The sequence below is a fragment of the Pseudoduganella sp. genome (genome assembly GCF_041914865.1).
Taxonomy (GTDB): Bacteria; Pseudomonadota; Gammaproteobacteria; order Burkholderiales; family Burkholderiaceae_D; genus Rugamonas.
In genome coordinates, this window is record NZ_JAYSCO010000022.1 from 23,971 (window position 1) to 43,963 (window position 19,993).

Below are 19,993 nucleotides of genomic sequence, written 5' to 3' on the forward strand. Positions count from 1 at the left end.
GATGATCATGGCAGCCGGCACCGGCGGCCACATTTTCCCCGGCCTGGCGATCGCGCAGGCGATGCGCGCACGCGGCTGGGAAGTGAGCTGGCTGGGCACCTCGCACGGCATGGAAACGGACTTGGTGCCCAAGCACGGCGTGGAGATGGACGTGATCCACTTCAGCGGCATGCGCGGCAAGGGCCTGGCGCACACCATCGGCGGCGCCTTCAGGATGATCGGCGCCTTCGCCGCCTGCTTCGGCTTTATCGGCAAGCGCAAGCCGGACGTGGTGCTGGGCATGGGCGGCTACGTCTGCGTGCCGGGCGGCCTGATGGCCAGGCTGCGCGGCGTGCCGCTGGTGCTGGTCAACGCTGACGCGGCCCTGCTGCTGTCGAACAAGACCCTGGCGCCGCTGGCCAAGCGCGTGTGCTTCGGCTTCCCGGCCGATTTCGGTGCGGCGGCGGCCAAGGCCGTCGTCACCGGCAACCCGGTGCGCAAGGAAATCCTGGCGCTGCCGGCGCCGGCCGAGCGCTTCGCCGGGCGCGCAGGCGCGCTGCGCATCCTGGTGGTGGGCGGCAGCCTGGGCGCCAAGGCGCTGAACGACGCGCTGCCGGCCGCGCTGGCCATGATCGCGCCGGAACAGCGCCCGCTGGTGACCCACCAGTCGGGCAAGAAGAATATCGAAGCCCTGCGCGCGGCTTACGCGCAGGCGCATGTGGAAGCGAACGTGGTCGACTTCATCGACGACATGGCGGGCGCCTACGCGCAGGCGGACATCGTGATCTGCCGCGCCGGCGCCATCACCGTGTCCGAACTGACGGCAGCCGGCGTGGCCAGCGTGCTGGTGCCGCTGGTGGCGTCGACCACCAGCCACCAGCGCGACAACGCGCAATGGATGGCCAGGCAGGGCGCCTCGATCCATATGCCGCAGACGGAACTGAATCCGGAGAGCCTGGCAGCGCTGTTGCAGACGCTGAACCGCAACACCTGCCAGAAGATGGCGGCCGCCGCGCATGCAGTGGGCAAGCGCGACGCCAACGACGCCATCGCACAAGAATTGGAAGCACTCGCATGAAACACAAAGTAAAGAACATTCACTTCGTCGGCATCGGCGGCAGCGGCATGAGCGGCATCGCCGAGGTGCTGGTGACCCTGGGCTATAACGTGTCCGGCTCGGACCTCGGCTCGAACGCCGTGACCCAGCGCCTGGTCGACATGGGCGCCACCGTGCACCAGGGCCACGACGCCAGCTTCATCGGCAACGCCGACGCGGTGGTGACCTCCACCGCCGTCAAGGCCGACAACCCGGAAGTGGTGGCCGCGCGCGCGCGCAAGATCCCGATCGTGCCGCGCGCCGTGATGCTGGGCGAGCTGATGCGCCTGAAGCGCGGCATCGCCATCGCCGGCACCCACGGCAAGACCACCACCACCAGCCTGGTGGCCTCCGTGCTGGCGCAGGGCGGGCTGGACCCGACCTTCGTCATCGGCGGCCGCCTGACCGCCGCCGGCGCCAACGCCAAGCTAGGCTCGGGCGAATACCTGGTGGCCGAAGCCGACGAGTCGGACGCCTCCTTCCTGAACCTGTCGCCAATGATCGAAGTCATCACCAATATCGATGCCGACCATATGGAGACCTACGAGCACGACTTCGAGAAGCTGAAGCAGGCCTTCGTCCACTTCACGCACCGCCTGCCGTTCTACGGCCGCGCCATGCTGTGCATCGACGACCCGCACGTGCGCGCCATCATCCCGCAGGTGACCAAGCCGGTCACCACCTACGGCTTTGCGGAAGACGCCGAAGTGCGCGCCGTGAACGCGCGCGCGGTCGGCACCCAGATGCACTTCACCGTGCTGCAGGAAGGCTACCCGGACCTGGACATCGTGCTGAACCAGCCCGGCATGCACAACGTGCAGAACGCCTGCTCGGCGGTCGCCATTGCGCGCGAGATCGGCGTCGACGACGCCGCCACGCAGGCCGGCCTGGCCGGCTTCGCCGGCGTCGGCCGCCGCTTCACCAAGTACGGCGAAGTGGCCATCCCGTCGGGCGGCAGCTTCACCCTGGTGGACGACTTCGGCCACCACCCGATCGAGATGGAAGTGACCACCGCCGCCGCGCGCGCCGCCTATCCCGGCCGCCGCCTGCTGCTGGCCTTCCAGCCGCACCGCTACAGCCGCACGCGCGACCTGTTCGAAGATTTCGCAAAAGTCCTCTCCACGGTCGACGTACTGGTCCTGTCGGACGTTTATGCAGCGGGCGAGCAGCCGATCGTGGCTGCCGACGGCCGCGCCCTGGCGCACGCGATCCGCGCGCGCGGCAAGGCGGAACCGGTATTCGTCGAGAACATCGCCGACATGCCGGAAACGATTATGAATGTGGTGCGCGACGGCGACGTCGTGCTGACCATGGGCGCAGGCTCGATCAGCGGCGTCCCGGCAAAATTGACGAACTGGAAGGTATGACGCAATGGCCAAACTGACTGCACAAGAAGCGCAAGCATTCGGCAAGGTGGGCGTCCTGATGGGCGGCCTGTCGGCCGAACGCGACGTCTCCATCATGTCCGGCACCGGCGTGCTGGCGGCCCTGCAGGCGCAGGGCATCGACGCCCACGCCTTTGACCCGGGCCAGCGTTCGCTGGCCGAACTGGCGGCGGAAAAGTTCGACCGCGTGTTCATCGCGCTGCACGGCCGCTACGGTGAAGATGGCAGCCTGCAGGGCGCACTGGAACTGCTGGGCATCCCTTACACCGGCTCCGGCGTGATGGCCAGCGCGGTGGGCATGGACAAGATCACCACCAAGATCCTGTGGCTGCGCGAAGGCCTGCCGACGCCGGAGTACGCGGTGCTGGGCGCCGACTCCGACCTGGACGCCGAAGCCGCGCGCCTGGGCCTGCCGCTGATCATGAAGCCGCCGCATGAAGGCTCCACCATCGGTATCACCAAGGTGACCGACGCGGCCGGCCTGAAAGCTGCCTACGATGCCGCCGCCGCCCTGGACGATTGCGTGCTGGCCGAAGAATTCGTGCAAGGGCGCGAGTTCACCGTCGCCGTGCTGGGCAGCGGCAAGGATGCGCGCGCGCTGCCGATCGTGGAGATCGTCGCGCCGGCCGGCAACTACGACTACCAGAACAAGTACTTCACCGACGACACCCAGTATTTCTGCCCGCCGCAGCTGGACCAGGCCATGCAGGACGAGATGCAGCGCATCGCCGTTGCGGCCTACCGCGCCGTCGGCTGCGAGGGCTGGGGCCGCGTGGACGTGCTGCTGCGCGCGAAAGACCACAAGCCCTTCCTGCTGGAAGTGAACACCTCGCCTGGCATGACCAGCCACTCGCTGGTGCCGATGGCGGCGCGCGCCACCGGCGTGAGCTACGAAGAACTGTGCGTGGAGATCCTGCGCACCGCGCGACTGAAACTGAAGAAGTAAGGACCGGAAACCGATATGTGGCACGACGTCAAAGCCTTGAATGCAACCGCCAGCGGCATGGTCGCGCTGTCGGTGCTGGCTTGCGCCGCTGCCGGCGTGTGGTGGCTGGCGAATCGTCCTGTATTCGATTTGCGCGCCATCCGCGTTGAGACCATGGACAAGTCCGAGTTCAAGCACGTGAACCACCTGACGCTGCGCAACGGCACCCAGGGCCGCATCGTGGGCAACTTCTTCACCGCCAACCTGGAGCAGGTGCGCCAGGTGTTCGAAGCGGTGCCGTGGGTGCGCCGCGCCAGCGTGCGGCGCGAATGGCCGGACCAGCTGATCGTCTCGCTGGAAGAGCACGAAGCGCTCGGCACCTGGGGCGAGGACGGCCGCCTGCTGTCGGTGAAAGGCGACGTGTTCACCGCCAACCTGGCCGAGGCGGAAGAAGACCACGAGCTGCCGGAATTTTCCGGTCCGGATGGCAGCGAGAAGGAAGTGCTGGCGCGCTACGGCGAATTGAAGCAATGGTTCGCCCCGGCCAGCCTCGAACCGAAAGCCGTGTCGCTGTCGAGCCGCTACGCCTGGACCGTGAAGCTGGACAACGGCGCCAGCGTAGCGCTGGGGCGCGAGGCGACGCACGACACGCTGCGCCAGCGCGTCGACCGCCTGGTGCGGATCTGGCCGCAGATTGCCGCCCGCGTGCCGAATATTGAAACGATTGACATGCGCTACCAGAACGGTCTGGCCTTGAGCGCGGCGGGGCTGAAGATTCCCGCGGATACGAAGAAACATTGATAAGCAGGCAGAGAGATGACTAAAGACGCTAAGAACCTGATCGTCGGCCTCGACATCGGCACCTCCAAGGTGGTGGCCGTGGTGGCCGAGGTGATGGCAGATGGACGCCACGAAGTGATTGGCCTGGGCCAGCACGAGTCGAATGGCCTGAAAAAAGGCGTGGTGGTGAACATCGAGGCGACCGTCGAATCGATCCAGCGCGCGCTGGAAGAGGCGGAGCTGATGGCCGACTGCAAGATCCGCAACGTGTACGCAGGCATCGCCGGCAGCCATATCCGCAGCTTCAACTCCAGCGGCATGGTGGCGATCAAGGACAAGGAAGTCACCGCCACCGACGTGGCGCGCGTGATCGAAACGGCCAAGGCAGTCAACATCCCGACCGACCAGCAGCTGCTGCACACCGTGCCGCAGGAATTCATCGTCGACTCGCAGGACGACGTGCGCGAACCGATCGGCATGAGCGGCATCCGCCTGGAAGTCAAAGTGCACATCGTCACCGGCGCCGTGAGCGCGGTGCAGAACATCGTCAAGTGCGTGCGCCGCTGCGGCCTGGAAGTATCGGACCTGATCCTGCAGCCGATGGCCTCGGCCGACGCGGTGCTGACCACGGACGAAAAGGAGCTGGGCGTGGTGCTGATCGACATCGGCGGCGGCACCACCGACGTCGCGGTGTTCAGTGACGGCGCGATCCGCCACACCGCCGTGATCCCGATCGCCGGCGACCAGATCACCAACGACATCGCCATGGCGCTGCGCACGCCGACCGGCGAGGCGGAAGAAATCAAGATCCGCTACGGCGTGGCCAAGCAGGTGCTGGCCGACCCGGGCGAGCACCTGGAAGTGCCGGGCCTGGGCGACCGCGGCCCGCGCAACCTGTCGCGCCAGGCGCTGGCGGCCGTGATCGAGCCGCGCGTGGAAGAACTGTTTGCGATGGTGCACCAGGTGGTGCGCGAGTCCGGCTACGAGGGCGTTCTCTCGTCGGGCATCGTGCTGACCGGCGGCACCGCGATCATGCCGGGCATGGTGGAGATGGCGGAAGACATCTTCCTGAAACCGGCGCGCCTGGGCACCCCGGACTATCGCGGCCAGCTGGCCGACGTGGTGCGCAGCCCGCGCTATGCGACGGTGCTTGGATTGTTATTGGAAGCGAAAAAGCAGTACTTGCGTGGCCACATTGTGACCCGCCAGGATGGTTCGGTAAAAGCAGTTTGGCAGCGCATGAAGGAATGGTTCCTGGGTAATTTTTAAGCAGATTTTTTAGATAACAAACGCAGTTTTCAATCTCCAGTTCTCCTAACGATATGAGGCCTGGCGCTTGAAAACCGCATTCTAGATAGGAGTACATCATGGAGTTTGATATGGTTGATAACGCAACACTGGGAACGGTCATCAAGGTCGTCGGCGTCGGCGGTGCAGGCGGCAACGCGGTGCAGCACATGATCAACAAGGGCATGAGCGGCGTGGAATTCATCGCCGCCAATACCGACGCCCAGGCGCTGGCCACCTCCAAGGCAGACAACATCATCCAGATCGGCGAGACCGGCCTGGGTGCGGGCATGAAGCCTGACGTCGGCCGTGCACTGGCCGAAGAATCGCGCGGCCGCATCGAAGATGCGCTGCGCGGCGCGCACATGGTGTTCATCGCTGCCGGCATGGGCGGCGGCACCGGCACCGGCGCGGCGCCGATCGTTGCGGAAATCGCCAAGCAGCAGGGCGCGCTGACCGTGGCCGTGGTGTCCAAGCCGTTCTCGCACGAAGGCCAGAAGTGCCTGGACATCGCGGAAGAGGGCCTGGAGCAACTGTCGCAGAACGTGGACTCGCTGATCGTGATCTGCAATGAGAAGCTGGAAGAAATCTACGAAGACGAATCGCTGATCGAATGGCTGCAGCACGCCGACGACGTGCTGAACAACGCCGTCGCTGGTATCGCCGAGATCATCAACGTGCCGGGCCACATCAACGTCGACTTCAACGACGTCAAGACCATCATGGGCGAGCAGGGCAAGGCGATGATGGGCACCGCCACCGCGTCCGGCGTGGACCGCGCCCGCGTGGCCGCCGAGCAGGCCGTGGCGTCCCCGCTGCTGGACGGCGTCGACCTGTCCGGCGCGCGCGGCGTGCTGGTCAACGTGACCGCCTCGCGCGGCCTGAAAGGTAAGGAAATCAAGGAAGTCATGGCCGCAGTGCGCGCCTTCGCCGCACCGGATGCGTCGATCGCCCAGGGCATCGCCTACGACGACGCGATGGGTGACGCGATCCGCGTGACCGTGGTGGCGACCGGCCTGGGTAAAGCCAAGAAGCACGTGCAACTGGTACAGCAGCCGATGCTGCGCACCGGCACCCACGGCGGCACCGGCCTGAACGTCAACGCCGGCCTGGGCGGCGGCGCGGTGACCAGCGCGGTGGGTGGCTTCGGCTCCGCCGGCTTCGGCGGCGTCGCTTCCGACGTGCAGAAGCAGCCAGCCGTGTGGCGCCGCGAATCGGCCACCGAGCAGGTGAACGCGCTGGCCAAGTCCGGCATGGAAACCTACGACATTCCGGCCTTCCTGCGCAAGCAGGCTGACTAAATAGTGTCAGCCGCGCCGCCGGACAACGCGTCCGGCGGCGTGGAGTTATACTAAGAATCCAGGGCTACCCGCGCACTGCGCGGTTTTTTATTTTCAGAACCCGGTAAACCTGGGTCAGACCCAAGGGTCAGACCCCGCTATGCCGAAGCCACAGGCCATAGCGCAGACAGGGTCCGGCCCTTGGGCCGTACCCTGGTTTACCGGGTTTAGTACAACAACAGGAGAAAAACGAATGACCATCAAAATCGGCGACAAACTGCCAGAAGGCCAGCTGTCCGAATTCATCGAAACCGAAACCGAAGGCTGCTCCCTCGGCCCGAACACCTTCAACGTGCAAGACCTGGTAAAGGGCAAGAAGATCGCCATCTTCGGCCTGCCAGGCGCCTACACCCCGACCTGCTCCGCCCAGCACGTGCCAGGCTACGTCAAGCACGCTGCCGACCTGAAAGCCAAGGGCGTGGATGAAATCTGGTGCATCTCCGTGAACGACGCCTTCGTCATGGGCGCCTGGGGCCGCGACCAGAAAGCCACCGGCATCGTACGCATGATGGCCGACGGCAACGCCGCCTACTCCAAGGCCCTGGGCCTGGATGCCGACTTCTCCAAGTACGGCATGGGCACCCGCTCGCAGCGCTACTCCATGCTGGTGGAAGACGGCGTGGTCAAGCAGCTGAACGTCGAGCAGGGTGGCAAGTTCGAAGTGTCGAACGCCGAAACCATGCTGGGCCAGCTGTAATCCTGGGATTACCCGGCTAAGGACGGCGCTTCGGCGCCGTTTTGCGTTTCTGCGCGCGGCTTGGCGCGCGACTTGCGCTTCTTGGGCGCCAGCATGACCCCGCTGCAGGATGGCGCACCGCAGAAGCAGGCAAACTGCTTCTTCACCTTGGCCGTGTGGCGCGCCTCGTAGATCAGGCCGTAGTTGTAATTGAGTTCCTCGCCCGCCTCGATATCGCGCAGCGCGCAGATGTAGACGCGGCTGTCGTCATCCTCCTCCGCCTCGCAGTTCGGCTCGCAGGAGTGGTTGATGTAGCGCGACTCGTTGCCGCCGGCGCCGCCGTCGATCAGCAGGCCGTTGTTCAGGCTGAAGAAGAAGGTGTGGCCGATCGGGCCGCCTTTCTCCTCGGTGCGGCGGCAGCACTCGTCCCAGTCGACGATCTCGCCGGTGTATTCGATGATGCGGGTGCCGGCCGGGATCAAACGCGCCGCGAACACGCCGCGGCCATGCACGGGCGATTCGTGCACCACATAGAGCGGCTCCGCCACTTCAACCTGTAAAGCTTCTGTATTCATCCCGCCATCATAACCCGCCCAAAATATGTTTGTGATTTCTTCCTGGTTCGGGAACAAAGGCTGCGTCGTCGGGTCTCAACATTTTCCACCGGCGGGACCCACCATGGACCGTATCGAACTCCAGGAGCTGGCGCGCATGCGCTTTAGGGAGGGCAAGTGTCTGCTCGACGCGGGATTTTATGCGGGCAGCTACTACCTGACTGGCTATGCAATCGAATGTGCGTTGAAGGCAGTCATTGCTGGCCAGCGTAGGCGTCACGAGTTTCCGGACAAGCACTTTGCCATTGCCTGCAACACGCACAATCTCTACGCACTGATAAAGCTGGCTCGGCTGGAGCCGGAGCTCGCTAAAGCGATTCATGCCAGTGCGGCATTCAGCGAAAATTGGTCCGCAGTCCTGAAGTGGACAGAAGCCGCGCGCTATGCGCCGGTGCTGCCGGCCCATCTGGCACGGACCATGTATGTGGCATGCGCCAACCAGTCGAAAGGAGTACTACCATGGATACAGTTGTACTGGTAGAGGGAACCATGGCAAGCGGGATGGTCGATTGCGGCAGGAAGTTACTACGGGCACTGGATAGGGAAGGCCTGCATCCCGACGCGATGTACTGGGAATATGATGAGGAGTGCCGTGAATGGTTCCTGCAGATCATTACCAGGCGAATGGACATGGAAGACAATTTCCATGTTATTCGCCGCGTGCACAAGGTGATTGATGGAATTACCGAGGTGCAGGAGTTGCTACGGCCAAGTTACTTTGCCATACGAGGGGTAAGGGATCCAGGTTACCAGGTGTCGCGACAACGTATGCCTTATGGGCGCGGCGCGGGTGAGCGCGAATGGGCCAACAGGGACTTCTACTGTTATCGACTGGGCTGATCCAGCCTCAGCAGCAATCCGTTTCTTTCAGTACAATGGATGACCCGGTACAGCAATTGGGCCTCCATCGTGACTCCGCAACAAAAAGAAAACCTGCAAGCTATCTACGCCATGGTGGCCGCCGTCGCCATGTTCTCCCTCATGGACGCCTCCATGAAGGTGCTGGCCGGGCGCTACCCGGCGGTGCAGGTCACGGCGCTGCGCTGCATGCTCTCCATGCCACTGGTGTGCGCCTTCATGGCCTACCGCGGCAAGTTCACCGGTATCTTCAACGTGCGCTGGCCGCTGCACATCCTGCGCGGTGTGGTCGGCATCGCCATGCTGTCGCTGTTCGCCTACGCGCTGAAGACGCTGCCGCTGGCCGACACCTACGCCATCTTCTTCATCGCCCCCGCGCTGGTCACGGCGCTGGCGGTGTTCATCCTGCGCGAGAAGGTCAGCTTCGGCCAGTGGATGGCGATCGTGGTGGCGCTGGGCGGCGTGCTGGTGGTGCTGCGTCCGGATGCCACCAACTTCGTCTCGCTGGCCGGCCTGGCCGTGCTGGGATCGGCCGTCTGCTACGGCATATCCGCCATCGCCGGCCGCGTGCTGGCCAAGACCGACGCGCCCGAGCACGTCATGTTCTGGGTGTTGACCCTGATGGGCGTCGGCGTCGCGCCGCTCGCGATCCAGGCCTGGGTGCCGATCGACTGGACACTGTGGCCGGCCATGGCGGCGCTGGCGGTGACCGGCTTCTTCGGCCAGCTGGCGCTGACGCGCGCCTTCAGCATGGGCAAGGCCTCCATCGTGGCGCCGTTCGAATACACGGCGCTGGCCTGGGGCGTGGGCATCGACTGGCTGCTGTGGCAGACACTGCCGGACCGCTTCACCCTGATCGGCGCCGCCATCATCATCGCCTCCGGCATCTACCTGGTGCGGCGCGAAACCGAGCACGCAGAAGCGGAGCATCCATGAGCACAGTAACGATTCGCAAGGCCGGCAGCGCCGATGCCGCTGCCTTCCTCACCCTGATCCGCGAGCTGGCGGCCTACGAAGGCTTCGAAGCCTATGTCCGCACCACAGAGCAGAGCCTGCTGCGCGACAGCGAACACTTTGGCGTCTTCCTGGTGGAAGCGGAAGGGCGTGCGGCCGGCTACCTTTCCTACACCATCGGCTACTCGATCTGGGGCGCCGGCCACTACATGCATGTGGACGACGTCTACGTTGGCGCGGCGCTGCGCGGCACCGGCGTCGGCAAGCTGCTGATGAAGGCAGCGGCCGAAGAATGCCTGGCGCGCGGCTATGTATTCGCACGCTGGGGCGTGGAGAGCAGCAACGCGGCGGCGCGTGGTTTTTATCGCAATATTGGCGCGGAGTACAAGGAAAAAGGCCTGTGCACCTGGAGTCGCGAAGCCATGGCCGCCTTTGCAGAGGGCTAAGAACGTTCGTTCGGGAAAGCTACTATAATCGTGGCATGCTGAAACAACGAACCATCAAAGAAGTCGTCCGCACCACGGGTGTGGGCCTGCACTCCGGCACCAAGGTCGAGCTGACCCTGCGCCCGGCCGAACCGGATACCGGCATCGTCTTCCGCCGCGTCGACCTGAGCCCGCAAGTGGTGTTCCCGACCCGCGCCGACATCGTCGGCGACACCCGCATGGCCACCGTGCTGATGAAGGACGGCGGCCGCGTCTCCACCGTCGAACACCTGATGTCGGCCTGCGCCGGCCTCGGCATCGACAACCTGTATGTCGACGTGACGGCCGAAGAAATCCCGATCATGGATGGTTCGGCATCGTCCTTCGTCTACCTGCTGCAGCAGGGCGGGGTGCAGGAACAGGAAGCGCCGAAGAAGTTCATCAAGGTGAAAAAGCCGATTGAAATCCGCGAAGGCAAAGGCGCCCAGGAAAAGTGGGCGCGCCTGGTGCCGCACGACGGCTTCAAGCTCGACTTCTTCATTGAATTCAACCACCCGGCGGTGGATGGCACGGCGCAGCGCGCCACGGTGGATTTCGGCGACGTGTCCTACATCCAGGCCATCGCCCGCGCCCGCACCTTCGGCTTCATGCAGGACGTGGAAATGCTGCGCGGCATCGGCCTGGCGCGCGGCGGCTCGCTGGAAAACGCCATCGTGATGGACGAATACCGCATCCTGAACCAGGACGGCCTGCGCTACGACGACGAATTCGTACGCCACAAGATCCTCGACGCGATCGGCGACCTGTACATGGTCGGCCACCCCATCATCGCCAGCTACGAAGCGCACAAATCGGGCCACGCCCTGAACAACCAGCTGCTGCGCGCCATGCTGGCCGACCCCGACAGCTACGAGCTGGTCACCTACGACTCGCTCGACACCGCCCCGCCATCCTACGCCCGCCAAATGGCCCGCGAGTGGGCCTACCTGTAAGCGGATAAAAAAAATAGGGACGTACCCCATTTTTCGCCGACGGCGAAAAATGGGGTACGTCCCTATTTTTTTTATCCGCGGCGGCGGGCTACCAGGCGCTTCATCGCTTCGATCAGCGGTTCGTTGGCGGCGGTGGGTTCGAGTTTCTGGCTCAGCTCGTCGAACGAGTTGACGGCAGTTTCGGGCAATTTCAGGCCTTCGCCACTGGGGCGGGCGTGCGCCAGGCCTTTCGGCATCTGCACGCGGAAGCGGATGTTGTTAATTTGCCACCCTTTGCCATTCAGGGTCTGCAACAGCGCCGGCACTTGCTGCTTGAGCTTGGCCGCCAGGGCCGTGTTGGGGACGGCCAGCGTCAGTTCGGCGCCGTCAAACGCAAAAATTTCGCAATGTTTGAAGGCGGCCGGGAGTACTTCCTGGCAATCTCGTTGTAAATTTGCCATGCGCTGCACGGCCGGCAAGAGGCGGGCCAGGGTGGCGTTGCCTTGCAGGAAATTCGTCGCTTCCAGCGGGGCGTAATTGCGGTTGGTGAACGAGAAACGCATGGCGCCATTTTACCGTGGCGGCCCCAGCCGGTGAATTTTTCAGTGTTGGCCTATTGTTATAGTGGCCTTCACCCCCAACGTTGCCCGGAACGCATGATAAAATCACGCACTTTTGCCATTGGCGGACCCGAAGGAAGAATTTAAGAAATGTCCTTACTGACCCAGATTTTCGGCAGCCGCAACCAGCGTCTGCTCAAGCAATACCAAAAAACGGTCAAGGCGATCAACGCCCTGGAACCGGAGTTCGAAAAGCTGTCGGATGCCGAGCTGCAAGCGAAAACGCCTGCCCTCAAGGAACGCGTTGCCAATGGCGAAACGCTGGACGACCTGCTGCCGGAAGCGTTTGCGGTCTGCCGCGAAGCGTCCAAGCGCGTGTTCAAGATGCGCCACTTCGACGTGCAGTTGATCGGCGGCATGGTGTTGCATTATGGCAAAATTGCCGAAATGGGCACCGGCGAGGGCAAGACCCTGACCGCGACCCTGCCGGCCTACCTGAACGCGCTGTCGGGCAAAGGCGTGCACATCGTCACCGTCAACGATTACCTGGCGCAGCGCGATGCCGAGACCATGGGCAAGCTGTACCGCTGGCTGGGCCTGTCCTGCGGCGTCAACCTGTCGCAGATGCCGCACGCCGACAAGCAGGCCGCCTACGCCGCCGACATCACCTACGGCACCAATAACGAATTCGGTTTCGACTACCTGCGCGACAATATGGTGTTCGAAGCCAGCGAGCGCGTGCAGCGCAGCCTGAATTTCGGCATCGTCGACGAAGTGGACTCGATCCTGATCGACGAAGCGCGTACCCCGCTGATCATTTCCGGCCAGGCCGAGAACCACACCGACCTGTACCACAAGATGAACCTCCTGCCACCGCAGCTGACCCTGCAGATCGGCGAGGAAACGCCGGATGGCAAGGGCAAGGTGGAAGTGCCGGGCGACTACACCAAGGACGAGAAATCGCACCAGGTGCTGCTGACCGAAGCCGGCCACGAAAAAGCCGAAGCGATCCTGACCAAGATGGGCCTGCTGCCTGAAGGCGCGTCCCTGTACGACTCGGCCAACATCACCCTGGTGCACCACCTGTACGCCGCCCTGCGCGCGCACGCCCTGTACTTCAAGGACCAGCACTACGTGGTGCAGAACAATGAAGTGGTGATCGTCGACGAATTCACCGGCCGCCTGATGACCGGCCGCCGCTGGTCCGACGGCCTGCACCAGGCGGTCGAAGCGAAAGAGGGCGTGAAGATCCAGAACGAGAACCAGACCCTGGCCTCGATCACCTTCCAGAACTACTTCCGCATGTACGGCAAGCTGGCCGGCATGACCGGTACCGCCGACACCGAAGCGTACGAATTCCAGGAAATCTACGGCCTGGAAACGGTGGTGATCCCGCCGAACCGTCCTTCCCAGCGCAAGGACCGCCAGGACCAGGTGTACAAGTCCAACGCCGAAAAGTACAACGCGATGATGCTCGACATCCGCGACTGCTACGAGCGCGGCCAGCCGGTGCTGGTAGGTACCACCTCGATCGAAAACTCCGAACTGCTGTCCGGCATCCTGACCAAGGCCAATCTGCCGCACAACGTGCTGAACGCAAAACAGCACGCCCGTGAAGCGGAAATCATCGCCCAGGCAGGCATCCCGAAAGCGATCACCATCGCCACCAATATGGCCGGCCGTGGTACCGACATCGTGTTGGGCGGCAATATCGAAAAGCAGATCCAGATCATCGAAGCCAATCCGGACCTGAGCGACGAAGAGAAGGCAGCCAAGGCGCAGCACCTGCGTTCCGGCTGGCAGTCGCTGCACAACCAGGTGGTGGCGGCCGGCGGCCTGCACATCGTCGGTACCGAGCGCCACGAATCCCGCCGCGTCGACAACCAGCTGCGTGGCCGTTCCGGCCGCCAGGGCGACCCGGGCTCCTCGCGCTTCTACCTGTCGCTGGACGACCCGCTCCTGCGCATCTTCGCCGGCGACCGCGTGCGCGCCATCATGGACCGCCTGAAGATGCCGGAAGGCGAACCGATCGAAGCGGGCATCGTGTCCCGTTCCATCGAATCGGCGCAGCGCAAGGTTGAAGCGCGCAACTTCGATATCCGTAAGCAGCTGCTGGAATACGACGACGTCGCCAACGACCAGCGCAAGGTGATCTACTCGCAGCGTAACGAGCTGCTGGAAGCGACCGACATTTCGGAAACCATCCAGAGCCTGCGCCAGGGCGTGTTCACCGACCTGGTGCGCCAGTACGTGCCGGAAGAATCGGTGGAAGAGCAGTGGGATGTTCCAGCCCTGCAACGCACCCTGGCCAACGAATGGCAGATCGACCTGCCGCTGGTCGAGATGTTGGAGAAGGAAAGCCAGATCAGCGACGACGACATCGTCGAGCGCGTGGTCGCGGCTGCCGACGCCGTGTACCAGGCCAAGGTCGATATCGTCTCCAAGGAAGCCTTCGGTGGCTTCGAGCGCAACGTCATGCTGCAGTCGGTGGACACCCACTGGCGCGAGCACCTGGCAGCGCTGGACCACCTGCGCCAGGGCATCCACCTGCGCGGCTATGCGCAGAAGAATCCGAAGCAGGAATACAAGCGCGAAGCGTTTGAACTGTTCGGCACCATGCTGGACATGATCAAGAACGACGTGATCCGCATGATCATGATGGTGCGCATCCAGTCGCGTGAAGAGGTCGAGGCGGCGGAAGCGGCCATGAACCAGACCCACGTGGAAAACGTGCACTACCAGCACGCCGACTTCAACCCGAACGCCGCGCCGGAAGAACTGCTGGCGCCCACCGCCATCCCGGCGGGCGAGCTGGAAGAAGCCCTGAGCCAGGGCTTCAAAGTCGGCCGCAACGACCCATGCCCATGCGGCAGCGGCAAGAAGTTCAAGGCTTGCCACGGCAAGCTGGCGTAAGCTTCCAAGCCCAACCTAAAACGGCCCGGCCGCGCGAGCGCCCGGGCCGTTTTCATTGCGCCGTCAGGGGCCGTGCGCGGGGCCCTCGTGACAAAGTGCTGAAAACGCGTGATTTAAAGTGCTGAAAACCGCTGAAATTTGAACTTTTCGTGATTTTGTATGTCGAAGGGGAAATTGCAGCACTTTCGGCCCGATTTAAGCGGATTTCAGCACTTTAAAACAGGAGATTTCAGCATGTCCTCCCGACTGTCCCTGTCACTACCCCTGCCCACCCTCCGCGCTTTGCTCGACTACCACGCCGACTGCGAATGCGCGTGCGACCCTGCCGATTTGGCCGACCAGGCCATACGCGAGTGGTTACAACGCCAGCACGACCTGCAACGGCCCGCCGGCCGCCGCGGCTATCTCTGGAAGACCGTCTTCCTGCCCGACGGGACCCGCCTGCGCATTTCGACCCACGCTGGCGCCCATCATGCGGAAATCGTCGGCAACGAACTGGTGTGCAATGCAATGAGCATGTCGCCCAACCAGTTCGTCAAGGCCAGCCTGGGCCGGGTGCGAAACGCCTGGGAGGCGATCTACGTCCAGATGCCCGGCGAGCGCCAGTGGAAAAACGCTACCCGCTTGCGTTACGAAGCCGCAGCCCAGGCACGCCGGTTGCAGCAGCGCGACGCCGCAACCAGTATCGTTGCCGCACCGCCTGGGTTCCCGTCTCAGCCGCGGCAGGCCGCCCTCGTGCTGCAGGATGGCAAGCTTTTGCTACCGCAGTTGCGTCCGGACTGTGAGGAGCGGCGCCGTACCTACCGCCGCGCTGAAGACTTGCTGCTCGACTGAGCCGAAGGCGCACCCGTCTTCATGGCAGTGCCGATCGCTCGCGGATTGAGCGGCATCAATGAGCATTTCGCTCCGCCCAGTACGCTTGGGATTTACGCGAACCGGCGGCAAGGAGGGCTCAAATGAAAGGCTCGATTCTTGAAAAGTACTTGGCGAAATGCGCACTCACTGTGCGCGGAAGTGGGAGCGCAGCACGGATTTGGCTGTTTCTGATCATTTCGACCGTGGCGACGACGGGTGCCGCCATCATCATCATGAACTCTGCGGCTGGTGCGCCAGATTTGTCTGATAGCGGGATTCAATTGATATTGGGCCTCACTGCCGGAGTGTGTTACGCGTCCATCTGGCGATACGTAAGAGGCCTCAAGGTCGTGCCGGAAGCGTGAGCCAGGTGCCGCCCGCTATTGCTAATTGTCGCGCTGCGGCGAAGAAGTCGGGATCACCATGCGCACCGTGGTGCCCGCACCCAGCGTGGAATCGATGGTGATACGGCCGCCCATCACGCCGGTGACGATGTTGTAGACGATATTCATGCCCAGCCCGGTGCCGCCATTGCCCATCTTGGTGGTGAAGAAGGGGTCGAAGATGTGGCGCTTCACCTCGTCGCTCATGCCGACGCCATCATCGCGGAATACGATTTCGATCTGCTCGCCGGGCAGGGCCAGCGCGGACAGCCACAGGCTGCCCCGGTTGCGGCCCTCGAAGGCATGCAGCAGGGCATTGTTGATCAGGTTGTTGAACACCTGGTACAGGCTGCCCGGATAGGAATCGAGCTCCAGTTCGGCCGACACCTCGACCTGCATCTGGATCGCGCTGCGGCGCAGGCGCGGCGTGTAGGTGGCGACGGTATCGAGCGCCACCGACTGCAGGCGGAAATGACGCCGCTGGTCGTTGGTCTGGTCGACCGCGATCTGCTTGAAGGAGGCGATCAGGTCGGCCGCCTTCTGCAGCGAATTGGAAATCAGCCCGCAGGCCATCTGCACTTCGTCCAGGTGATGAGTGAGCGTGGAGCGGCGGATGCTGCCGTCGGCCACGGTCTGCTTGAATTCATCGACCCGGTCGGTCAGCGCGGTGGAGGCCAGCAGCGAGTTGCCGATCGGCGTGTTGAGCTCGTGCGCGATGCCGGCCACCAGCGAGCCGAGCGAGGCCATCTTCTCGGAGGCGATCAGGTCGTGCTGGGTGCGCTGCAGGGTTTCCAGCGCGCTCGACAGGTCGCGGTTGGCCTGCTCCAGCGCCGCCGAGCGCTCGCGCACGCGCGTTTCCAGCGCATCGTTCAACTCGCGCAGCTCGCGCTTGGCATTCATTTCCTGCGTCAGGTCGAGGATGGCCCAGATGATGGCGCGCCGCCCATCCAGCATGAGCGAGGACGACCAGATGGCCACCTGGCCCGGCTGCTGCCCGGGCAGCGTGACGTCGGCCAGCGCGCCGCGCACCACGCCATGCTGGGCGAACTTGTCCCAGACGCGTTGCCGCTCGCCCGGGTGGGCCCAGAACTGCACTTCGTCCGAGCGCTTGCCGATCAGCTCGTGCAGCGGGATGCCGAAGGTGCGCACCACGGCCTGGTTGGCGCCGATGATGTGGCCCTCCTGGTCCGACACGGTGAGCGGCAGCGGCGTCATATCGAACAGGGTGCGGAAGCGCTCTTCCGATTCGCGCAGGCGGCGCTGCGATTGTTCCAGCTGGGCGATGCGATCGCGCAGCGCGGCGCTCATCAGGTTGAGCGAATGGGTCACCACCTCCAGCTCGTCGCCGCCGCCCTCGGGCAGCTGGCTGAACTGGCCCTCGGCCAGTTTCTCCGAATGGCGCGCCAGTTCCCGCAGGCGCAGGCCGACGCCGCGCGTCAGCAGGAAGAACAGCAGGAGCGCCAGCGCGAAGCCGAGCAGGGCGATCAGGCCGCCCTGGCGCAGCACATCGTCGCGCGCCGCCACCAAATCCATGGTGGACAGGCCGAAGTGCAGGGTGCCCACCTGGTTTTCCTTCAGCAGCAGCGGCGCCTGGGCGTGCAGCAGGTTGCCATCGACGGCGGTGCGCACCCCGCCCAACTGGGCCTGGCGCAGCGATTCCGGCATGAAGGCCGGGCGCTCGCCCGCCTCCAGGATGGTTTCGCCGGCCGCATCGAGGATCACGATATAGCGCAGGAAGCTGTCGCGCGGGTCGGACAGCATTTCCGACCAATAGGTGCGCAGCTCGGGCAGGCGGCCGCTGCTGGCATACGGGGTCAGGGTCAGGTTCAGGTTGACGGCATACTCATGCGCCACACGGTCGGCATTGCGGCTGACGGCATTGGTCATCAGGCGCAGGCTGTTCCCGATCAACAATGCCACCACCAGCGCCTGGACAAAGGCGCTCAGCAGCAAAAATTTCGCGCGCAGCGACAGCTTCAAAAATACCCCCAGGCATCAAATGTCCACTTCGGGGTCAGGAAGAAAAGTGGACATTTATTGTGTAAATATCACAGCATTGTATCCGTACATCTGTGAAAGTTGCCGGTGTTTAAAACAAAACGCCGCCCGGCTGTTGCGGGGCGGCGTCGGGGGGGACGGTGGCGCTGGGGATTACGGCAGGGTCAGGATGACTTTGACGCTGTCGTCCACAGCGGACTTGTCGATGTAGCCGATGGCTTTCGGGTCGTCGGCGACGGCTTTTTTCACCTCGGCGTGCGACTTGAATTCCTTCGGTGGGGTGGCCTTGCCGGTGAACACCAGCTTGGACCAGATGGCCTTCACCTGGGCCGGGTCTTTGTCGGCGATCTTCTGGTAGAACTCGGCGCGGATCTTCGAGCCTTCGGCCTGGTCCACCGGGGTGAACATGGCCGATTTGCCCAGGAAGAATTGCGATGCCTGTTCCGAGAACATGCGCGAGGCTGGATTGTCTTTGTTGACGATCACCACGATTTCAGCCGAGGCTGGAACGGCGGCGGCAGCCAGGGCGGAGGCGAGGAGGGCGGTCAGGATCTTTTTCATGGCTTCCTCCTTAGAACACGAAGTCGATGCCGGCGGCATAGACGTTGATGCTGCTGTTATAGGTTGGCACGCCCGATGGCAGGATCAGGGAGCCGCCTTTGGCTTTTGGCTTGATGTGGTCGATCTGCACCTTCAGCGCCAGGTTCTTGGCGAAGTCCCAGCGCATGCCGATCAGGTCGGACTTCTGCTCAGGCGACGCCAGCAGGCCGCGCACGCCGGCCAGGGTCGGGGCCAGCGGGTGGGCCGCCGGTACGCTCGGCACGGTCACGGAGGTGCCGGCATCCTTGTAGTAGGCGTGGGTGTAGTACGGCAGCACTTTGCCCAGGCGGTAGCCCAGCATCACGTAGCCGGAGTTGGTTTCCGGGATGTAGACCGGCTCGTGGGCGCGGCGCTGCGCGTATTCGGCCTGGACCACCACGTTCTTGTAGTCCATGGTGAAGCCGATTTCGGTGAAGCTCATGCGCTTGCCGCCCTTCAGGGTCAGGTCGTTGGCCAGCTGGATCGCGGCCGGCACGCCGGTCTTGGTCAGGCCATCGGTCAGGGCGTTGATCGGGGCCAGGTTGTTGACTTCGATCTGGGCGCGGGCGTGGGCGACGCGGGCGGTGAACGGGCCGTATTCGGCGGTCACGGCGGCGCCGAACACCGGCGACTGGTGCTTGGCGACGGAGCCGCCGCCGGTCGGGATGTACAGCTTGCCGCGGCTGGTGCCGCCGAAGGCTTGCACGGTGACGTTGGTGTCGCCGAAGGCGCGCTGCCAGTTGACGTCAGCGCCGTCCACGTTCTCGATCGGCGCCTGGCCGTACATTTCGATCGGCGGGCGCATCATGGTGTTGGCGTAGCCCACGTTCTGGTAGTCGGAGATCAGGAAGGCTGGCAGCACCACGCGGCCCAGGCGCACATTGGTCTCGTCGTTCAGCTTGTATTTCAGGAAGCCCCAGGTCAGGTCGGTGGTGAACTGCGGGCTGGTGTTCTTGCGGGTCAGCACCTGCACGGTGGCCGACAGGCGGTCATTGAACGTGTAGGTGGCTTGCAGGCCCAGGTTGCTGTCCAGGCCGATGCGCGGCGAGTCGCCGGTGCCGGAGGCCTGGTTGTAGCGGGCGAATTTGGCGTCATCGGAGTCGGTCTGGGCCACGCCCAGGGTGCCGAAACCGCTGATGCTCAGGTTGCCGTCGCCCAGGGTACCGGCCTGGGCCATCATGCCGGTTGCAGCCAGCACGGCGGCGGCGAGAAGCTGTTTCTTCATGAAAGTGTTCCGATCAAATGTTGTTGTATTGTCAGTGCTTTGCACCAAAGTGTGCGGCATTGTAACAGCCATTGCCTACAATAAATCAAAACCTCAAATGGTTAAACGGTTTCGTTTTGAAATAGTGGGGCAGCTCTAGAAACTGTGGGATTTCTGCCGGTTTTGATATAGGCCATGGCGCCGCGCATGC

General features: G+C 63.7%; 20 protein-coding genes. 15 read left to right on the forward strand and 5 right to left on the reverse strand.

Annotation, left to right across the window (positions count from 1 at the left end; genetic code table 11):
• Position 1: 1 nt before the first annotated feature.
• The 7 genes from murG to ACE3TQ_RS12540 all read left to right on the forward strand — a co-directional run bounded on the left by murG (position 2) and on the right by ACE3TQ_RS12540 (position 7,489).
• Complete coding sequence (murG, locus tag ACE3TQ_RS12510) at positions 2-1,057, forward strand: undecaprenyldiphospho-muramoylpentapeptide beta-N-acetylglucosaminyltransferase (RefSeq protein ID WP_374582593.1); 1,056 nt, start codon at positions 2-4, stop codon at positions 1,055-1,057.
• Positions 1,054-2,442 (forward strand): UDP-N-acetylmuramate--L-alanine ligase, encoded by a 1,389-nt coding sequence (gene murC / locus ACE3TQ_RS12515; protein ID WP_374582539.1) that lies wholly within the window; start codon positions 1,054-1,056, stop codon positions 2,440-2,442. Before murG ends, murC begins: the two co-directional genes overlap by 4 nt.
• A gap of 4 nt (positions 2,443-2,446) precedes the next feature.
• Positions 2,447-3,406, forward strand: a complete 960-nt coding sequence (locus ACE3TQ_RS12520; RefSeq protein WP_374582540.1) for a D-alanine--D-alanine ligase — start codon at positions 2,447-2,449, stop codon at positions 3,404-3,406.
• A 15-nt stretch (positions 3,407-3,421) separates the two neighbouring features.
• Positions 3,422-4,186: a cell division protein FtsQ/DivIB gene (locus tag ACE3TQ_RS12525; protein ID WP_374582541.1), complete on the forward strand. Its 765-nt coding sequence runs from the start codon at positions 3,422-3,424 to the stop codon at positions 4,184-4,186.
• Positions 4,187-4,201: 15 nt separating this feature from the next.
• Positions 4,202-5,434 (forward strand): cell division protein FtsA, encoded by a 1,233-nt coding sequence (gene ftsA, locus ACE3TQ_RS12530; RefSeq protein ID WP_161026424.1) that lies wholly within the window; start codon positions 4,202-4,204, stop codon positions 5,432-5,434.
• A 98-nt stretch (positions 5,435-5,532) separates the two neighbouring features.
• The gene (gene ftsZ / locus ACE3TQ_RS12535; RefSeq protein WP_374582543.1) at positions 5,533-6,753 is read left to right on the forward strand and encodes a cell division protein FtsZ; all 1,221 of its coding nucleotides are present in this window, start codon (positions 5,533-5,535) and stop codon (positions 6,751-6,753) included.
• 232 nt (positions 6,754-6,985) lie between these two features.
• On the forward strand, positions 6,986-7,489 hold the full coding sequence (locus ACE3TQ_RS12540) for a peroxiredoxin (protein WP_374582544.1): 504 nt from the start codon (positions 6,986-6,988) through the stop codon (positions 7,487-7,489).
• An 8-nt stretch (positions 7,490-7,497) separates the two neighbouring features.
• On the opposite strand, the gene ACE3TQ_RS12545 is transcribed toward ACE3TQ_RS12540, so the two are convergent.
• Positions 7,498-8,043 carry an SET domain-containing protein gene (locus ACE3TQ_RS12545; RefSeq protein ID WP_374582545.1) on the reverse strand — a complete coding sequence of 182 codons (546 nt, stop codon included), beginning with the start codon at positions 8,041-8,043 and terminating at the stop codon, positions 7,498-7,500.
• Between the two features lie 103 nt (positions 8,044-8,146).
• On the opposite strand from ACE3TQ_RS12545, the gene ACE3TQ_RS12550 reads away from it, so the two are divergent.
• From ACE3TQ_RS12550 to lpxC, 5 genes are all read left to right on the forward strand, one after another.
• Positions 8,147-8,563 carry a hypothetical protein gene (locus ACE3TQ_RS12550; RefSeq protein ID WP_374582546.1) on the forward strand — a complete coding sequence of 139 codons (417 nt, stop codon included), beginning with the start codon at positions 8,147-8,149 and terminating at the stop codon, positions 8,561-8,563.
• The gene (locus ACE3TQ_RS12555) at positions 8,542-8,922 is read left to right on the forward strand and encodes a hypothetical protein (protein WP_374582547.1); all 381 of its coding nucleotides are present in this window, start codon (positions 8,542-8,544) and stop codon (positions 8,920-8,922) included. Before ACE3TQ_RS12550 ends, ACE3TQ_RS12555 begins: the two co-directional genes overlap by 22 nt.
• Positions 8,923-9,033: 111 nt before the next feature.
• The gene (locus ACE3TQ_RS12560; RefSeq protein WP_374582594.1) at positions 9,034-9,876 is read left to right on the forward strand and encodes a DMT family transporter; all 843 of its coding nucleotides are present in this window, start codon (positions 9,034-9,036) and stop codon (positions 9,874-9,876) included.
• Positions 9,873-10,340, forward strand: a complete 468-nt coding sequence (locus ACE3TQ_RS12565; protein WP_374582548.1) for an N-acetyltransferase family protein — start codon at positions 9,873-9,875, stop codon at positions 10,338-10,340. Before ACE3TQ_RS12560 ends, ACE3TQ_RS12565 begins: the two co-directional genes overlap by 4 nt.
• Before the next feature lie 35 nt (positions 10,341-10,375).
• Positions 10,376-11,311, forward strand: coding sequence for a UDP-3-O-acyl-N-acetylglucosamine deacetylase (gene lpxC, locus ACE3TQ_RS12570; protein WP_374582549.1), 936 nt, complete (start codon positions 10,376-10,378; stop codon positions 11,309-11,311).
• Between the two features lie 71 nt (positions 11,312-11,382).
• Here the strand turns inward: lpxC and ACE3TQ_RS12575 are convergent, their stop codons facing one another.
• Positions 11,383-11,853, reverse strand: a complete 471-nt coding sequence (locus ACE3TQ_RS12575) for a DciA family protein (RefSeq protein ID WP_374582550.1) — start codon at positions 11,851-11,853, stop codon at positions 11,383-11,385.
• Between the two features lie 147 nt (positions 11,854-12,000).
• Here ACE3TQ_RS12575 and secA point away from each other — a divergent pair, with 147 nt between their 5' ends.
• From secA to ACE3TQ_RS12590, 3 genes are all read left to right on the forward strand, one after another.
• Complete coding sequence (secA, locus tag ACE3TQ_RS12580; protein ID WP_374582551.1) at positions 12,001-14,763, forward strand: preprotein translocase subunit SecA; 2,763 nt, start codon at positions 12,001-12,003, stop codon at positions 14,761-14,763.
• 234 nt (positions 14,764-14,997) lie between these two features.
• Complete coding sequence (locus tag ACE3TQ_RS12585; RefSeq protein ID WP_374582553.1) at positions 14,998-15,597, forward strand: hypothetical protein; 600 nt, start codon at positions 14,998-15,000, stop codon at positions 15,595-15,597.
• A 122-nt stretch (positions 15,598-15,719) separates the two neighbouring features.
• Positions 15,720-15,983 (forward strand): hypothetical protein, encoded by a 264-nt coding sequence (locus tag ACE3TQ_RS12590; protein ID WP_374582554.1) that lies wholly within the window; start codon positions 15,720-15,722, stop codon positions 15,981-15,983.
• A gap of 21 nt (positions 15,984-16,004) precedes the next feature.
• Here ACE3TQ_RS12590 and ACE3TQ_RS12595 read toward each other — a convergent pair whose 3' ends face one another.
• From ACE3TQ_RS12595 to ACE3TQ_RS12605, 3 genes are all read right to left on the reverse strand, one after another.
• Entirely contained in the window at positions 16,005-17,981 is a 1,977-nt protein-coding gene (locus ACE3TQ_RS12595) for an ATP-binding protein (RefSeq protein WP_374582555.1), read from the reverse strand.
• A 171-nt stretch (positions 17,982-18,152) separates the two neighbouring features.
• Positions 18,153-18,560: a hypothetical protein gene (locus tag ACE3TQ_RS12600; protein WP_374582557.1), complete on the reverse strand. Its 408-nt coding sequence runs from the start codon at positions 18,558-18,560 to the stop codon at positions 18,153-18,155.
• 10 nt (positions 18,561-18,570) lie between these two features.
• Entirely contained in the window at positions 18,571-19,803 is a 1,233-nt protein-coding gene (locus ACE3TQ_RS12605; RefSeq protein ID WP_374582558.1) for a porin, read from the reverse strand.
• Positions 19,804-19,993: the final 190 nt, after the last annotated feature.

What these genes read in the sequence shown, in the direction of transcription:
- murG (WP_374582593.1), top strand. Translation starts at nt 2, where the DNA reads ATGATCATGGCAGCCGGCACCGGCGGCCACATTTTCCCCGGCCTGGCG.
- murC (WP_374582539.1), top strand. Translation starts at nt 1,054, where the DNA reads ATGAAACACAAAGTAAAGAACATTCACTTCGTCGGCATCGGCGGCAGC.
- ACE3TQ_RS12520 (WP_374582540.1), top strand. Translation starts at nt 2,447, where the DNA reads ATGGCCAAACTGACTGCACAAGAAGCGCAAGCATTCGGCAAGGTGGGC.
- ACE3TQ_RS12525 (WP_374582541.1), top strand. Translation starts at nt 3,422, where the DNA reads ATGTGGCACGACGTCAAAGCCTTGAATGCAACCGCCAGCGGCATGGTC.
- ftsA (WP_161026424.1), top strand. Translation starts at nt 4,202, where the DNA reads ATGACTAAAGACGCTAAGAACCTGATCGTCGGCCTCGACATCGGCACC.
- ftsZ (WP_374582543.1), top strand. Translation starts at nt 5,533, where the DNA reads ATGGAGTTTGATATGGTTGATAACGCAACACTGGGAACGGTCATCAAG.
- ACE3TQ_RS12540 (WP_374582544.1), top strand. Translation starts at nt 6,986, where the DNA reads ATGACCATCAAAATCGGCGACAAACTGCCAGAAGGCCAGCTGTCCGAA.
- ACE3TQ_RS12545 (WP_374582545.1), bottom strand. Translation starts at nt 8,043, where the DNA reads ATGAATACAGAAGCTTTACAGGTTGAAGTGGCGGAGCCGCTCTATGTG.
- ACE3TQ_RS12550 (WP_374582546.1), top strand. Translation starts at nt 8,147, where the DNA reads ATGGACCGTATCGAACTCCAGGAGCTGGCGCGCATGCGCTTTAGGGAG.
- ACE3TQ_RS12555 (WP_374582547.1), top strand. Translation starts at nt 8,542, where the DNA reads ATGGATACAGTTGTACTGGTAGAGGGAACCATGGCAAGCGGGATGGTC.
- ACE3TQ_RS12560 (WP_374582594.1), top strand. Translation starts at nt 9,034, where the DNA reads ATGGTGGCCGCCGTCGCCATGTTCTCCCTCATGGACGCCTCCATGAAG.
- ACE3TQ_RS12565 (WP_374582548.1), top strand. Translation starts at nt 9,873, where the DNA reads ATGAGCACAGTAACGATTCGCAAGGCCGGCAGCGCCGATGCCGCTGCC.
- lpxC (WP_374582549.1), top strand. Translation starts at nt 10,376, where the DNA reads ATGCTGAAACAACGAACCATCAAAGAAGTCGTCCGCACCACGGGTGTG.
- ACE3TQ_RS12575 (WP_374582550.1), bottom strand. Translation starts at nt 11,853, where the DNA reads ATGCGTTTCTCGTTCACCAACCGCAATTACGCCCCGCTGGAAGCGACG.
- secA (WP_374582551.1), top strand. Translation starts at nt 12,001, where the DNA reads ATGTCCTTACTGACCCAGATTTTCGGCAGCCGCAACCAGCGTCTGCTC.
- ACE3TQ_RS12585 (WP_374582553.1), top strand. Translation starts at nt 14,998, where the DNA reads ATGTCCTCCCGACTGTCCCTGTCACTACCCCTGCCCACCCTCCGCGCT.
- ACE3TQ_RS12590 (WP_374582554.1), top strand. Translation starts at nt 15,720, where the DNA reads ATGAAAGGCTCGATTCTTGAAAAGTACTTGGCGAAATGCGCACTCACT.
- ACE3TQ_RS12600 (WP_374582557.1), bottom strand. Translation starts at nt 18,560, where the DNA reads ATGAAAAAGATCCTGACCGCCCTCCTCGCCTCCGCCCTGGCTGCCGCC.
- ACE3TQ_RS12605 (WP_374582558.1), bottom strand. Translation starts at nt 19,803, where the DNA reads ATGAAGAAACAGCTTCTCGCCGCCGCCGTGCTGGCTGCAACCGGCATG.